We start from the raw sequence: 14557 nt of genomic DNA, 5'->3' as shown, positions 1-14557 counted from the left end.
AACTTGGGTAGGAGTTGGAGCATTGACAGAAGTAAATTCTGGATTTGGCTGGTATGTAAACTATGACGGCTCTATTGACAGTGGAAAAGGTAAAGGAAATAACAATGTGTTTACGACAGGGCTTAGATTTAACTTCTAATATAATTTAAATAAATAAAAAAGGACTGACTTAAAAATTTAGGTACAGTCCTTATTATTTTGTATTGTTATTTTATAAGAGTGCAGGAAATATCTTTATCATCTCGATTAAGTAAAGCTTCATTGCCTTTTATGTGAATTTCAATTTTTCCGTTGCTGTATCGTGAACCACTTGCAGATACAACTTGATCCAATTGAAATTTGGCATTTGATGTAACATCCACCAATTGAACCTTATCATCTGTAATATAATTTACAACATATTGCTTTCCATCACAGTTAAATTTTTGTGAAACAATAGCTTTACGTCTATCGTTTATTACTGGATGTTTTCTTTTTATTTTTCTATGTCTATTTGCTGCAATTCCATTTAATGAACTTACTAATAATAAAACTCCTGCTATTATTATCAGCAATTTTCCAGTTAGTTTCATAAAGTTCCTACTTTCTTTTTACGTATTATGGGCTCTCACACCATATTTAAAATATTTTCTCCAATAAGGACTTTTTAGAGAAGACATCACAACACCTTTTGAAGATGAAGCATTTATAAACAATGAATTTCCAACATAAACAGCTGTGTGGCTCGTTCTATTTTCCGGTGTGAAATAAACGATGTCGCCTGATTTCAAATTCTTTGCTGAAACTCTTGTCCCTTTTTTTATTTGCTGCTGTGAAACTCTAGGAAGTTCTTTATTAAAGGCTTCACGGTAAACTCTACGTGTTAAGGCTGAACAATCAATTCCCTTTTTGGAATCTCCACCCCAGGCGTATTTTGTACCTCTCCATTTGCTGTAAGACGTCAAAAGTTTTCTTTCAACGGCTGCCTTTCTTCTCTCCTGAGCAGAACCTGAAGCCATAGCTTTAGCATGTCTTTGTCGCAATTCCGTCATTTTTGTTTCAATAAGAGCATTTTTATTGTTTGACGAAATACCATAAATTCCAGTATTGCTACCACTATGGCTTTTCTTATTATTTACAGGTTTGTGAGATGTTTTAGGTTTGCTAACTTTTTTAGTTTTTGATGTTTTTGCATGTAGATTTGAACCTACAAAAGCTGATAACATACATATTGCTGTTAAAAACTTGTTTTTTCTCATATATTTTTTATTCCTTTCAAAATTAGTTTTTTTATATATTTACCTCTTTTTAATATCAAAACTATCAAAAGTAATTTTATATTTGAGTAAAATTTGATTTTAAAGAGGTTTTACTGTGTATCAATTGTATCATTAATTTTGAAAAAAGTAAATTAATAAAAAATAAATTATTTTAAAAAAAACAAGAAATTTTTATAAATTATAATTTTTCAAAAGTCAAAGTCTTACCTCTGTTTGTTGTTAATACTAAAGTTGTGTTGTTTACTAATTCAATTTTTTTAGCATTTTGTAAAAGTTCTAGATATTGTCTTTCAGTTTTCATTAGACTATCAGAACCAGCCATTTCTGTACTTCCAACAGTTCCTATTGTGATATTTCCCGCTGTTATTATATAATCAGAAAAATAACTGTTAATTCCTGAATTACCATTTATTTTATTTCCTGAAAACGAAATTGTAATTCCAGCATTTCTTACTTCTTTTCCGTTCATATTAACAAGTTTCCAATCTGTTCCAGATAGTTCTTTAGTCAAACGTGATAAAGAATTTTCATCTGATTGATTATTTGAATTTGAACTTTTATTAAAACTCAAAGCATCTCCATTACTATTTCTTAAAGTTAATGTTCCTTTATTATAATTTATTTTTGGAGAAGATTGTAAAATATCCAAAAATGCCATTTCAAAGTTCATTAATTCTTCAGAACCACCCATTAATGTTGTACTTATGTCAGTTGATAAAGTAGAGTTGTTTCTAACTCGATAAGTTCCATTGTATCTGTTAATTCCTGAAAATCCACTTATCTTATTTCCTGAAAAACTAACTGTGATTTTAGTATTTCTTGGAATCTCTAAATTTACTCCGTTTTGTCTAATTCTTGATAATTGCCACGAAGTACCATTTAAATTGACAGTCTGAGCTGCACTTAAAATAAAACAATTAACCACAAACATCGCAAAAATTCCGATTAAAACAAATATTTTTTTCATTTTAAATACCTCTTTTCATTTTTGTTAATTAATAGTATCACACTAACATTAAAGAAAAATGAGAAAATTTAAAAAATTACAGAAAATTTTGAAAAAATTTTACAATCTTTTTTCTAAAATAAATATTGAAACAAAAACTAGCACAAAACCAACTATTTCAACAGATGAGAATTTTAATCCAAAAATAATTACAGATAATATAGCAGCAAGTACAGGCTCAAAGGCTGTTAAAATTCCTGCAAGGGAAGATGAAATGTAATTCAGGCTTGCGATGTAAATTAAATAGGCTATGGAAGTTCCCAGAATTACAACAATTATCACTTGAATAATTGATTTTGCATTTACATTACCTTCAATTTTCCAAATTGGATGAATAATATTTGAAATTATGCTCCCAACTATCATTCCCCAGCCAACTACTGTTATACTTCCATATTTTTTCAGAAGTTTTTTTGGATATGTTGAATAGAAGGCTATCATAATAGCTGATACAAGTCCAAATACCAATGCTTCCATTGAAACAGATAAATTTGAGAAATTCCCTTTTGTTGCTATAAATACAACTCCTAAAATTGTCATAAATAATAGAATTATAGTTGAAACAGATGGCAATTTTCTATTTTTTGCAGACTCATAAACGAATATAAAAAATGGTGCAGTAAACTGTAAAATTGTGGCAAATGAAACATTACTTAACTCAATTGTTTTAAAATATGTATATTGAACCAAGTACATTCCCGCTGTTCCAAATAAAATTATTCCAAGACAATCCTTTTTATTTTTTAATGGCTTTAAGACAGATTTTTTTTCAATAAAAATAACAATTGCAAATAGCAATATTCCAGAAATTAATGTCCTTGTTGAAACGAGCCAGTCTGATGAAAAATTAAATTTTTTAAAAAGAATTTCCCCGGAAATTCCTGAAATAGCCCATAGACTAGAAGCTAAACTGGCCAGCAGCATTCCATGTAATTTTTTTTGTGTTTGCATATTTATTACATATCTCCTTTTAATTTGATTGGTAAACAGCTATATTATTTTTTTAGTATAAATATAGTATAGAAAAAATACTTTAAAATTGGAATTATATTGTATCTCTATTTCAATATTTTTCAAAATTTTTTGCTCCAAGATTAAAATAGAATTATTATAATCCCCATTTCAGAATATAAATCTATATTTATTAGAGCATTAAAATTATTTAAGTTCTTACTTTTTTGAGAATTTTTAGTATATCTCAAAAATCAAAAATTAGACATAAAAAAAATGCCTTTCCAAATAACTTGTAAAAGCACCTTTTTTATATTAAATTTAATTACTATCTTAAAGATTTAATTAATTCAAAGTTGTCAAGAACTTGTTGTTCTTTAGCGATTTCTTTGTCTAATTGGTTTCTTAAGTTTTTGTATTCAGTAACTTTTGCTTTGAATTCTTTTCCAAAAATGCTTGTATCAACGTTTGCTTCAATTTCAGCAATTCTTTCGTCAATTTTAGCTTGCATTGCTGTGTAGTTGCTTAATCTTTGAGCTGCTGCATTTGCTTGAGCTTCTTGTTCTCTGAATTTTGCATCTTCCATTTGTTGTAATTTTACTAATTGGTTTTCTAAATTGCTTAGGCTGCTTTCAATTGATCCACCTGCTGCAGGTTTAGCTGCCGCTTTTGCTTTTGGAGCTGCGAATGAAACGCTACTTAATACTAAAACTCCTAATAATACTGCTAATTTCTTTTTCATTTTTCATACACGAGAATAAAATAAAACTTTTTAATTTTATTTTTGACTTCCCGTATCTCCTTTCGTTAATTTAATTTTGATTAATTACCTTTTAATGCTTCTATAGCTGCAAAGTTTTCAACAGTTGTACTTAAAGATTTGATTTCTGAATCCAATGCTTTAACTACAGCTTTGTATTGTTTTGCTAACTCAGAATATTGAGCTTTAAATGCTTTTGAATCTGCTGCTGCTTCAATTTTAGCAATTCTTTCTTCGATTTGAGCTTTTTGAGCTTCTTTTTCTGCTAATTTGTTAGATGCTGCTTCAGCATTTGCTTTTAATTTACTATACTCTTGATTTTCCATGTTTACTAATCTTTCGTATTCTGCTTCAAGTTGATTAAATCTACCAGTTACTGTTTGGTTTGTTGTTGTTTTTGAAGATTTTGAAGAAGCAGCTGAGAATGATAAAGCACTCAAAAGTACAAATAAAATTCCAACTTTTTTCATTATTTTGCCTCCTAAATTAGTTATCGGTTTTAATTATCTTTTATATTATATATCATTTGTTAATAATTGTCAATTTTTATTTAAAAACATCTCTTCTAAATGTAATTTATTACCTTCAAAAGAGACATTTTTAACTTTTAACTTTTATTAATTTTATGTATTATTATTTAATGTTGATGTTGTAGAATGCTTTTTTACCTTCGTAAACAGCTTCTTCTGCCAAGTCATCTTCGATTCTTAATAATTGGTTATATTTAGCCATTCTGTCTGTTCTTGATGCAGATCCTGTTTTGATTTGTCCTGCGTTTGTAGCAACTGCGATGTCAGCAATTGTATCATCTTCAGTTTCTCCTGATCTGTGAGATACTACTGCAGTGTATCCAGCTTTTTTAGCCATTTCAATTGCATCTAATGTTTCTGTTAAAGTACCAATTTGATTTACTTTAATTAAAATTGAATTAGCAATTCCTTTTTCAATTCCGTCTGCTAATCTTTGAGTGTTAGTAACGAACAAGTCATCTCCTACTAATTGAACATCTTTTCCGATTGCATCAGTTAGTTTTTTGAATCCATCCCAGTCATCTTCAGCAAGTCCATCTTCGATTGATACGATTGGGTATTTAGAAGTTAAGTGTTTGTACCATTCTACCATTTCGTCTGAGTTTCTTACTACTCCACCTTCTCTTTTGAATGTATAAGTGTAAGATCCGTCTGCATTTTTAGTTGCAAATTCTGATGAAGCGGCATCCATTGCGAATGTAACGTCATCTCCTAATTTGTATCCAGCAGCTTCTACAGCTTGAGAAATTACATCTAAAGCTCCTTCAGTTCCGTTAATGTTAGATGGTGCATATCCACCTTCATTTCCTACGTTAGTAGAATCTCCATTTGCTTTTAAGATTTTTCCTAAGTGATGGAAAATTTCAGATCCCATTCTTAATGCTTCTTTATATGTTTTAGCTCCTACTGGTTGAACCATGAATTCTTGAACGTCTACTGCTGAATCAGCGTGTGATCCACCATTTAAGATATTCATCATTGGTACTGGTAATTCTTTAGCGTTTACTCCACCTAAATATCTGTATAAAGGTATACCTAATTGGTTAGCTGCTGCTTTTGCCACTGCCAGTGATACACCTAAGATTGCGTTAGCTCCTAATTTACCTTTGTTAGGTGTTCCGTCTAATTCAATCATAGCTTTATCAATAGCTACTTGATCTAAAGCATCAAATCCGATTAAGTGTTCAGCAATAACTTTGTTTACGTTTTCTACTGCTTGTAATACACCTTGTCCTAAATATCTAGATTTGTCACCATCTCTTAATTCAACTGCTTCGTGTACTCCAGTTGATGCTCCAGATGGTACAGAAGCTCTTCCCATTGCTCCACCTTCTAAGTAAACTTCAACTTCTACAGTTGGATTTCCTCTTGAATCAAGTATCTCTCTTGCATAGATATCTTCAATTCTAGTCATTTCTAATTACCTCCATAAATTTATTTAATTGTATATTTCTTGAATTAATTATACCACAATGTTTGCTTATTTTCAAAACAAAATTTTTATTTTTTAAAAAATTTTTATCAAATTCTGTTAAATTTACATAAGTTTGTCTTTTTTTATAATTTTTACCTAAAAAATCTGAATATACCAGTCTTGGCTTTCATATTTTTTGACATATTTACTAAATTTTTCAATTCTTTTACATTTCATTCAAATACTTATCCAAATAATTGGCATCTTTTACAGTTGCTTTTTTTATTTCTTTAGAAATATAAGTGTTTTCCAATTTCTGCTTATTTTGTTCACGTAACTTTTTATTTGTAATTTCTTCATTAACCATCAAAGCGTTTAATAGCAGCAATGTTTCTTTTCGACGGTTGTAATCACGGACTTCATTTGATACACTAGCATTTGCAACGTTGTTTATATATTCTGAAACTGATTTTTCAATTTCACCATTGTTGTAATATTTTCTCACTTGTGCCAAAGTATAAGTTAAATTCATCGAATGAACTTCTTCATCTGTCATTCCAACCTGTCTTTTTACCTCTTCGCTTTTTAATAAATTTAAAACCTTTTTTGTTTGAACTTGTCTATCGTTTTCATTTGCTGTGTTATAAATTTTTATAATTTCCATAATGGGAGTATTACTATATTTTCTTTCTATTTCCTTATAATAATTGTCACTTTTATCTTTTTTTCCCGTTCCACGATAATATACCATTTTTGCAAACAGTTTTTCATAATCGTAAGGAGTGTATTTTGTAAATAAATCTAAGTATTTTTCATAATCTTTTCCGATTTTTGATTCATAAATTGTAATGATGTCTTCTGATACGATGTAATTTCGCTCATCTTTTTTCAAGATGGCAAGCAGTTTATTCAATTTTTCCCCAATTACAGTTTCATCATTTCCAAAAGACACAATATCTCTTATTTCGTAATCAATTTTTTGTGTTTCATCAATTATTGACTGCTTTATCCCAATTTTTGCAAGATTTTCCTGAATCTGCTCTCTTCTTGTATAAGTAAAACTTAAACTGTTCAATAATAAAAATATTATTGTTAATTTTTTCATAAATCACTCTCCATTTTTTTATATTTTTATATTTTAATTTTTTACAACAAATCAAAATTATAATCCGATTATTTCCCAGTTATTATGGCTCTTTCCTTCTATTACACCATTTTTTACATTTCGGATATAATCAATCATCATATTCTGAATAGTTCCCTTTATATTTCCGATTGCTTCTTTAGATGCCCACAATACTGGTATTTCCTGTCCATCGAAAATACCGCCTTTTCTAGCTAATTGTTCAAATCTATAAGCATTCATTCCAACTTTCAGCTTCATCTCAGGAGTTATTTTTGTTCCATTTTTCAACATCAGATTGGTAATTTTACTGCCTTTTTCGTTTCTCAAGTCGATTTTGTACTTCACTCCTCCAAAAATATCAAAAGTAACGTATTTTCCATTGGCACGTTCTGGATTGTAACGATATTCAGTATCGCCAGCCTGAATTGTGTCAAAATAGTCAGCAGCCCATTCCATATAGTCTTTTAGCTGTTTTCCAGTCATTTCGTAGATTGTAACATCTCCGCCTGTATAACGGTAGTTGTAAACTATATCTTTTCTCCTGATTTTTCCTTTGTCCAGTTTTACATTTTCATAGTTATATGCAAATGAAACAACGTCAGCGCCGCTGTAATAAAGTTCCACATCCGTTATGAACGAGGACATTCCTGTATCTTTTCCAAACGCAGCTGATACACCGTGATGTTTTTCCTTTGGAATCATATCATTTAAAGTTTCTCCAATTTCTTCATTTGCGATGGTACAAAGTCTACGATGGAACGGTTTATAAATTTCTTCAATTTTTTTGTCAGGTTTTTCATTTTTAACGGGAATAGTCGTAGAATCCTTGCTTATCAATTTTATGTTTTCGCCAATAACCTCAAATTTTAAGTCTACTTCTGAAATAACAGTTCCATATCTGTGAGGTTCTGTAATAAGAACGCCGTTAATTATTTCTTTTTGTATGTTCTGGTGCATATGTCCTGCGACAATCACATCGATTTCAGGCACGGCATTTGCCAAGTCCTTAACTCCTGTTTCGGGGATACCGTTCTCATTTTCAATTCCCATATGAGCCACGACGACAATAGCATTTGCCCCTTCCTCTTTCAGTTTTTTTATTTGTCTTTGAGTTTCTTTTACAGGCGATACAAAATAAAAGTCGTTCAGATAGCCGGTATCTTCTTCAAATTGTGCTGACATTGGTGTAGATAGCCCGATAATTCCTATTTTCACACCATCCTTTTCAATAATTGTAGTTGCGTCCAGGTATCTGCTTTTATCTTTTGAAAAATTAGTGTCGTTTTCAGCATTTTCATTGTAATACAAATTGGCAGTCAGTTTTTTAAATTTCATATCTCGCAAGATATTCGATAAAGTTGGCATTCCAAAGTTAAACTCGTGATTTCCTGGTACAAAAATATCATAACCCATGTAATTTAATATTTCTGGAATAGGATGTTTCGGTGTCATCGCAAACTTTTCTATCCAGTTGTCCTGAATTGCATCCCCAACTTCAACCAAAATCACATTTTTATTCTTTTTTCTAATTTTTTTCACCAATGTCGAAATCTGTGCATAAGAACCCGACTTATCCTCTTCATCAGCCGCATAGTTCCATGCAAGCACCCTTCCATGAACATCGCTTGTTCCCAATATTTTTATACTTACTTCCTTTTTTTTAAAAGAAGTATTCGTATTTTTTGCTGTCATTTTATATTTCCTTTTCTTTTTTTATTTTCCATATTTAAAATTTTTTTATCATATTCAAGTTTTTTCAAAAAAAATAAATAAAATGTTTATTTAAACAAATATTCCTGTTTCATAAAATTATTTTTTCATACTTTTCCATTTGTTCCTAGCTTCATAAATCGAAAATTCCCTATCATATTTTACTTCATTTACTTCATCCTTTATATAAAAAATCTTTTCCAAATCAATTTCATAATCATTTGCAATCGCAATAATATAATAAAAAACGTCAAATACTTCCTCTTCAATAGTTCCTTTTATATTTTTCCCATCATATCTCACATTTTTCCTAATATTTTCAGCTAGTTCCCCAAATTCTTCAATTAATTTTAAAATTAATCTTTGCCCATTTTCTCTTTTCTGCTGAGGACTCTTATCGTCTTTTGTTTCATCCAGAGTTCCTTTTTCTATTCTTTTTATTAAATATTGTACTTCTTTAAGTGTCATATTATCACTGTTATTATTTTTTTTATTCATAAAATTACCTCCTCCTTTTCTAAATTCTTTGGTATAAATATTTAAAATTAATGTTTTTATTTTACACAATATACTGCTATTAATGAATTTTTTTTATAATTTTTATGTTTTTAGTTTATTTACAACAAGATAGTTTTATTAAAACATGAATCAAGCAAAATTTCGTTAAAGAAAAAATAACTGTTTGAGATTTTGAAATATGTTTTAAATTATACACAGTTATTTCAGTTAAAATAATCTTGGTTCAAAATCGAGTTTTATTTCTTCTTTATAAGAAAGTTTTGCGTAAAGCGGGAGTGCAGAGGTATGGCGTCTGATACCTCTGCGTTAAAAAAACTAATATTAAATAAAATAAAAAATATTTATTAATCAAAAAAATCTGTAATAAAAGTATCATTTATTTTCAAATTTTTTTAAAAATTAATATTTGAAGATTACGTTTGTGGATTTTGGTTTTCCTATTTCTTTTTTCTCTTTCAAATAATCAATAAATATTTTTGTATCGCTTAAATGAGTGTCTGTCCCACGTTTTTGGGCTGTGATTTTTCCTAATGTTGTGTAACCGTCTTTTCCTTTGGCGATGTAGGAGTTTACGGCTAGCATGTAGGATTTTTTAGCATCGATTGGTACCCATTTGTTTGCTTTAAAGTCGAATACTTCTATTTTTTTGACTCTTGTTCCGAGTTTTCCTTCTTTTGTGGCTTCGTATCTGATTCCTGCACCGTAAGGAAATGCTCCTGTTGATCCTCCATTTAGGACGTAGTCAATTGCGTCTTCTAATGTCTGTTTCACTTCTGCACCTGTAATATCAGTTATGAATACTGTGTTTGAAGTGAACGGTAATAATGAATATGCCAGATCATAAGTGAATACACCAGGATTTAGTGTAATTCTTACATTTCCTGCGTTTCCGATTACAAAGTCAACGTTTCCTGTTCCTGTATTTCTTAATTTATGTAAAACTGATTCAGCTACAAGAGTTGTTGCGAAAGAGCCGTCTTTGTTATGTTCATTTGGCACTCTGTTGTCTGAACCTCCTAGAATTTCTTCTGTAATTTTACCGACTGTACGTTTTCCAAGTTCTGTTTTTTCTTTTTGGTATCTTTCAAGAAGTTTTGCTAAAGTTGGATCATTTTTAATGGCAACTATATTTTTATTATTCTTTATTGAATTTAAAATTTCCTCTTTTTCTTTTTGATTCAACTGAACTGCCTTTCCTTCGGCATTTTTTATTTCAAAAAAATCATCGCTAATTAGAACTTTTGGAGTTGGAGTTAATTCGGTAATTACTCCATTTTTATCAAATTTTGCCTTCATTTGTCCCAATAGATATGAATAATTCCATGCTTCTGCAATATAAACCGGGTTTCCGTTAGGAGAATTTACTTTTTTAGGGTAGCTGTCTGCTTCTGGAACTAATCCAAATTGTTCAAATTCTTTTCCTAAAAGATAATGCGTATCTCCTGTTATAATCAAATCCACGCCGTCAACTTTTTGTCCAATTTCAACATTTTTTTCATATCCCGCATGAGATAATAATATTATTTTATTTATTCCTTTACTTTGTAGTTCATTTACATATTTTCTTGCTGTTTCAATTTCATCAAAAAATTTGATGTCATCTCCAGGGCTGGAAGATTCCTTTGTCTTTTTCACAACATCCAGTCCAATAATTCCAACCTTTTGTCCACCAATATTCTTTATTATATACGGTTTCCATTTCCCTTCCAGGATACTTCCCTTGTCAGGCACAACATTGGCTGAAACTACTGGTATTTTTAGAACATCCAAAAATGCTTTCAAAAATTTGTTTCCATCGTCAAACTCGTGATTTCCCAATGTGTAAACGTCAAAATTTATTGCATTCATAAGCTCAGCATCGGCTTTTCCTTCAAATAATGTGTAATAAAGTGTTCCTGTTACAGCATCTCCTGCGTGCAGTACAAGAGTATTTTTGTTATTCTGTCTAAAATTTTTGATTTCCTGTGCCACTCTTGGCAATCCTCCAATATGCACTGTAACAGTTTTTCCATTCAATTTAAGAGGCATTTTTTCCTCTTCCAGATGTGAATGGTGATCGTTAATGTGGGCAACATTCAGCTCGAATGAACCTGATGAGTCTTGTTTGTTCACTTTACGATTAGTCTTTGCTTCCAAATTAACTGTAAAAAATAATGCTAATGTTAATCCCAATAATAGTAATTTTTTCATAATTTTTCCTCCTTGAAAAAAATTCATCTGTTTAAAATCAAGCTGATAGAAATTAAGTAAATTTAGGACTTGAGCAAAATAATAATAACTTTTAAGTTTGATTTTAAAGTTTTATTACTATAATTATAACTTGATTTTCAAAAAAAATCACTAAAAAAATAAATTTTTATAAAAACATAGATTTCAAATGGATTTTACAATATTTTAAAATAAAAGAGTGCTATAATCTAACTAAATAATATTTTTTACAGAATTATTAAAAGATAAATCTGTATAAAATTAATAAAGAAGGAGATGATATAATGAATATCAAGAATTTTATGAAAAAACTGATTTTAATATTGGGAATAATCGGAATATCAGTTACTTCGTTTGCTGCAACTAGAAGAAATAGCAGGGTTGTATATGTAAAAAGAGAACCAAGAAGAAGAGTAATAAGAAGAAGATACATCTTTATAAGAGTTCCAAGAAGAAAAAAAGTTGTATATGTGAAAAGAGAACCATCTCGTAGACAAAGACGTGTAAGAATAGCTGCTGGAAGAAGAAGAGCGGCTAGAAGAAGATAGTTTTTTGTCTAATAAAAAAATTTTAGTTCATTCGATTTTTCAACTTTTATAAAAGTTAAATATAGTAAAAGCAAGGGATTTTAATTATATCTCTTGTTTTTTTTATTAAAACTAAAAAATTATATTTTAATTATTTGGAAATACCAGGTTTTTATCCTTTGTTGGAAAAGTTTGTAATAAATTCCTTATTTAAATGAGATTGAGTATAAATTACTTAAATACTTGAAAGATAAAAACTTTTTTCTTATTTTTAAAATAAAATATGTGTATGTACAAAAATAAATCTTTACAAATAAAATTTTTTATAGTATAATATTTTTATATACAAATATAATGATAAAGAAAAATAAAATATAAGGCAAGATTTTGGAAAGGAAAGACAAAAATGGACTTTAATTTTATAATAGAAAATATTTCTAAGTATTTAGAAGCAATGAAATTGACTGTGCTAATAGGGATTTTTGGAATTGTATTTTCGATATTGATTGGGATAGTTTGTGCATTGGTGCTTTATTATAGAGTTCCAGTTGCAAGACAGATTGTGGAAATTTATATTGAGCTTTCGAGAAATACACCACTTGTGATACAGCTGTTTTTTCTGTATTTTGGGCTTCCCAAAATTGGGATAACGTTTAATTCGCATGCTTGTGCTGTGATTGGGTTGTCATTTCTAGGTGGAAGTTATATGTGTGAGGCATTTCGGAGCGGGCTGGAGTCGATTACGAAAGGGCAGAGAGAATCAGGGCTTAGTATTGGGCTTACGGAGTTTCAGCTTGTAACTAATGTGATTTTGCCACAGGCATTTACGGTTTCCTTTCCAGCGATAGGGGCAAATATAATATTTCTTTTGAAGGAAACTTCGGTAATAGGGATTTTGGCTTTGATGGAACTGATGTATCTGACACGGGACTTGATAGGGCTTTACTACAAGACGAATGAAAGTCTATTTATGCTTGTTGTGGCATATCTGATTATTATTTTGCCAGTTTCGATTATTTTAGCAGTTATTGAAAGGAGAATGAGATATGCAACTGTCGGGAATTGATGTTATTTTTAAAGGAGTCAATTTGCAAAGGCTTATGGGAGGGCTTGCTGTAACAGGACAAGTTGCCCTTGTTTCCATTGTGTTTTCAATACTGTTTGGAATAATTTTAGGAATAGTTATGACTTCAAAAAATAAGATTATTTATGGAATATTAAAGTTTTATTTGGAGAGCATGCGGATAATTCCATTGCTTGTATGGCTTTTCATAATTTATTTTGGAGTTGCGAAGGGCTTTGGCTTGCATATTGATTCAGAAACTACGACGATAATAGTGTTTGTGATTTGGGGAACGGCTGAAATGATGGATATTGTGAGAGGAGCAATTATTTCGCTTCCGAAAATTCAAGGGGAGAGTGCAAAGGCTTTGGGGCTTGATACAACCCAGGTTTATAGATATGTGCTGCTTCCGCAGGCAGTAAGAAGAATTGCACCAGCTGCTGTAAATCTTATAACAAGAATGATTAAGACAACTTCACTTGCGATTTTTATAGAAGTTGCAGAAGTTTTAAAAATAGGACGGCAAATTATAGAATTTTCAAGCAGGAAAAATCCAATGGCACCATTTTGGGTATATTTATTCATATTTTTCCTATATTTCATAGTTTGTTATCCAATTACAATGTTATCAAAAAAATTAGAGAAAAAATGGGTTGTTTAAAAAATACAGGAAATTGAAAAAACGGAGGTAAGTAAAATGGCAGATTCGGAAGTTTTATTGGAACTTTCTGATATAAAAAAAGAATACAAAAAAGGAGTGCCCGCATTAAAAGGAGTTTCACTTTCAGTAAATAAAAGCGAGGTTGTAGTAATATTGGGGCCTTCTGGATGTGGGAAAAGTACACTTCTAAGATGTGTAAACGGACTTGAAGAAATTCAGTCTGGAGAAATAAAATTACAAGGAAATGTTATTAATAAAGATAAGACAAAATGGCATTTAATACGCCAGAGAATAGGAATGGTTTTTCAAAGTTATGAGCTTTTTGATCATATGACAGTTATGCAAAATTTACTTTTAGGGCCATTAAAAGTGCAGAAAAGGGATAAAAATGAGGTTACAGAGCAGGCAGAAAAACTGCTGGAAAGAGTGGGGTTGTTAGACAAAAAAAATTCATATCCGAGAGAGTTATCAGGCGGGCAAAAGCAAAGGATTGCAATTATAAGATCATTGTGTATGAATCCTGAAATAATGCTATTTGATGAGGTAACTGCGGCACTTGATCCTGAAATGGTTAGAGAAGTGCTAGATGTAATGCTGGAACTGGCAAAGGAAGGAATGACAATGATAATTGTAACTCACGAAATGGAATTTGCCAAAGCGGTTGCCGACAGGATAGTTTTTATGGATTCTGGAGAAGTTGTTGAAACAAATTATCCGTTGGAATTTTTTAGAAATCCAAAAACTGAAAGGGCTAAGAAATTCTTAAATATATTTAATTTTGAAAAGAAAGATAAGGTGGAATCAGCTTTGCTGATTTAACTGA

General features: G+C 30.2%; 15 protein-coding genes. 4 read left to right on the top strand and 11 right to left on the bottom strand.

The window, feature by feature from the left end:
- Nucleotides 1-206: 206 nt before the first annotated feature.
- The 11 genes from K324_RS0112575 to nadN form a co-directional block, all read right to left on the bottom strand.
- Complete coding sequence (locus K324_RS0112575; protein WP_026749445.1) at nucleotides 207-572, bottom strand: MliC family protein; 366 nt, start codon at nucleotides 570-572, stop codon at nucleotides 207-209.
- 18 nt (nucleotides 573-590) lie between these two features.
- Entirely contained in the window at nucleotides 591-1238 is a 648-nt protein-coding gene (locus K324_RS0112570) for a C40 family peptidase (RefSeq protein ID WP_026749444.1), read from the bottom strand.
- Between the two features lie 199 nt (nucleotides 1239-1437).
- The gene (locus tag K324_RS0112565) at nucleotides 1438-2226 is read right to left on the bottom strand and encodes an META domain-containing protein (protein ID WP_026749443.1); all 789 of its coding nucleotides are present in this window, start codon (nucleotides 2224-2226) and stop codon (nucleotides 1438-1440) included.
- A gap of 99 nt (nucleotides 2227-2325) precedes the next feature.
- A complete protein-coding gene (locus K324_RS0112560) occupies nucleotides 2326-3216 on the bottom strand; it encodes a DMT family transporter (RefSeq protein ID WP_026749442.1) in 891 nt (296 codons plus the stop codon).
- Between the two features lie 328 nt (nucleotides 3217-3544).
- Nucleotides 3545-3958: an adhesion protein FadA gene (locus K324_RS0112555; RefSeq protein ID WP_026749441.1), complete on the bottom strand. Its 414-nt coding sequence runs from the start codon at nucleotides 3956-3958 to the stop codon at nucleotides 3545-3547.
- An 80-nt stretch (nucleotides 3959-4038) separates the two neighbouring features.
- Nucleotides 4039-4446 carry an adhesion protein FadA gene (locus tag K324_RS0112550; RefSeq protein ID WP_026749440.1) on the bottom strand — a complete coding sequence of 136 codons (408 nt, stop codon included), beginning with the start codon at nucleotides 4444-4446 and terminating at the stop codon, nucleotides 4039-4041.
- A gap of 163 nt (nucleotides 4447-4609) precedes the next feature.
- Nucleotides 4610-5920, bottom strand: a complete 1311-nt coding sequence (gene eno / locus K324_RS0112545) for a phosphopyruvate hydratase (RefSeq protein WP_015770161.1) — start codon at nucleotides 5918-5920, stop codon at nucleotides 4610-4612.
- Between the two features lie 226 nt (nucleotides 5921-6146).
- Entirely contained in the window at nucleotides 6147-7025 is an 879-nt protein-coding gene (locus K324_RS0112540) for a hypothetical protein (RefSeq protein ID WP_026749439.1), read from the bottom strand.
- 57 nt (nucleotides 7026-7082) lie between these two features.
- Entirely contained in the window at nucleotides 7083-8738 is a 1656-nt protein-coding gene (locus K324_RS0112535; protein ID WP_026749438.1) for a bifunctional metallophosphatase/5'-nucleotidase, read from the bottom strand.
- 117 nt (nucleotides 8739-8855) lie between these two features.
- The gene (locus K324_RS0112530) at nucleotides 8856-9254 is read right to left on the bottom strand and encodes a MazG nucleotide pyrophosphohydrolase domain-containing protein (RefSeq protein WP_026749437.1); all 399 of its coding nucleotides are present in this window, start codon (nucleotides 9252-9254) and stop codon (nucleotides 8856-8858) included.
- 420 nt (nucleotides 9255-9674) lie between these two features.
- A complete protein-coding gene (gene nadN, locus K324_RS0112525; RefSeq protein ID WP_026749436.1) occupies nucleotides 9675-11465 on the bottom strand; it encodes an NAD nucleotidase in 1791 nt (596 codons plus the stop codon).
- A gap of 302 nt (nucleotides 11466-11767) precedes the next feature.
- Between nadN and K324_RS0112520 the strand changes: the two genes are divergently transcribed.
- The 4 genes from K324_RS0112520 to K324_RS0112505 all read left to right on the top strand — a co-directional run bounded on the left by K324_RS0112520 (nucleotide 11768) and on the right by K324_RS0112505 (nucleotide 14553).
- Nucleotides 11768-12031 carry a hypothetical protein gene (locus tag K324_RS0112520; protein WP_026749435.1) on the top strand — a complete coding sequence of 88 codons (264 nt, stop codon included), beginning with the start codon at nucleotides 11768-11770 and terminating at the stop codon, nucleotides 12029-12031.
- 385 nt (nucleotides 12032-12416) lie between these two features.
- The gene (locus K324_RS0112515) at nucleotides 12417-13076 is read left to right on the top strand and encodes an amino acid ABC transporter permease (protein WP_026749434.1); all 660 of its coding nucleotides are present in this window, start codon (nucleotides 12417-12419) and stop codon (nucleotides 13074-13076) included.
- Nucleotides 13057-13734, top strand: a complete 678-nt coding sequence (locus K324_RS0112510) for an amino acid ABC transporter permease (protein ID WP_026749433.1) — start codon at nucleotides 13057-13059, stop codon at nucleotides 13732-13734. The genes K324_RS0112515 and K324_RS0112510 overlap by 20 nt, the downstream gene beginning before the upstream one ends.
- A gap of 36 nt (nucleotides 13735-13770) precedes the next feature.
- Nucleotides 13771-14553 (top strand): amino acid ABC transporter ATP-binding protein, encoded by a 783-nt coding sequence (locus K324_RS0112505; RefSeq protein WP_026749432.1) that lies wholly within the window; start codon nucleotides 13771-13773, stop codon nucleotides 14551-14553.
- Nucleotides 14554-14557: the final 4 nt, after the last annotated feature.

Source organism: Leptotrichia trevisanii DSM 22070, from assembly GCF_000482505.1.
Classification (GTDB): Bacteria; Fusobacteriota; Fusobacteriia; order Fusobacteriales; family Leptotrichiaceae; genus Leptotrichia; species Leptotrichia trevisanii.
Note: the sequence above shows the minus strand (reverse complement) of the source record. Positions and strands in the feature narration are given on the sequence as shown.

Excerpts from the sequence above, each read along its gene's own strand:
- K324_RS0112505 (WP_026749432.1), top strand. The coding sequence starts at position 13,771 with ATGGCAGATTCGGAAGTTTTATTGGAACTTTCTGATATAAAAAAAGAA.
- K324_RS0112575 (WP_026749445.1), bottom strand. The coding sequence starts at position 572 with ATGAAACTAACTGGAAAATTGCTGATAATAATAGCAGGAGTTTTATTA.
- eno (WP_015770161.1), bottom strand. The coding sequence starts at position 5,920 with ATGACTAGAATTGAAGATATCTATGCAAGAGAGATACTTGATTCAAGA.
- K324_RS0112570 (WP_026749444.1), bottom strand. The coding sequence starts at position 1,238 with ATGAGAAAAAACAAGTTTTTAACAGCAATATGTATGTTATCAGCTTTT.
- K324_RS0112530 (WP_026749437.1), bottom strand. The coding sequence starts at position 9,254 with ATGAATAAAAAAAATAATAACAGTGATAATATGACACTTAAAGAAGTA.
- K324_RS0112510 (WP_026749433.1), top strand. The coding sequence starts at position 13,057 with ATGCAACTGTCGGGAATTGATGTTATTTTTAAAGGAGTCAATTTGCAA.
- K324_RS0112560 (WP_026749442.1), bottom strand. The coding sequence starts at position 3,216 with ATGCAAACACAAAAAAAATTACATGGAATGCTGCTGGCCAGTTTAGCT.
- K324_RS0112515 (WP_026749434.1), top strand. The coding sequence starts at position 12,417 with ATGGACTTTAATTTTATAATAGAAAATATTTCTAAGTATTTAGAAGCA.
- K324_RS0112550 (WP_026749440.1), bottom strand. The coding sequence starts at position 4,446 with ATGAAAAAAGTTGGAATTTTATTTGTACTTTTGAGTGCTTTATCATTC.
- K324_RS0112555 (WP_026749441.1), bottom strand. The coding sequence starts at position 3,958 with ATGAAAAAGAAATTAGCAGTATTATTAGGAGTTTTAGTATTAAGTAGC.
- nadN (WP_026749436.1), bottom strand. The coding sequence starts at position 11,465 with ATGAAAAAATTACTATTATTGGGATTAACATTAGCATTATTTTTTACA.
- K324_RS0112540 (WP_026749439.1), bottom strand. The coding sequence starts at position 7,025 with ATGAAAAAATTAACAATAATATTTTTATTATTGAACAGTTTAAGTTTT.
- K324_RS0112565 (WP_026749443.1), bottom strand. The coding sequence starts at position 2,226 with ATGAAAAAAATATTTGTTTTAATCGGAATTTTTGCGATGTTTGTGGTT.
- K324_RS0112535 (WP_026749438.1), bottom strand. The coding sequence starts at position 8,738 with ATGACAGCAAAAAATACGAATACTTCTTTTAAAAAAAAGGAAGTAAGT.
- K324_RS0112520 (WP_026749435.1), top strand. The coding sequence starts at position 11,768 with ATGAATATCAAGAATTTTATGAAAAAACTGATTTTAATATTGGGAATA.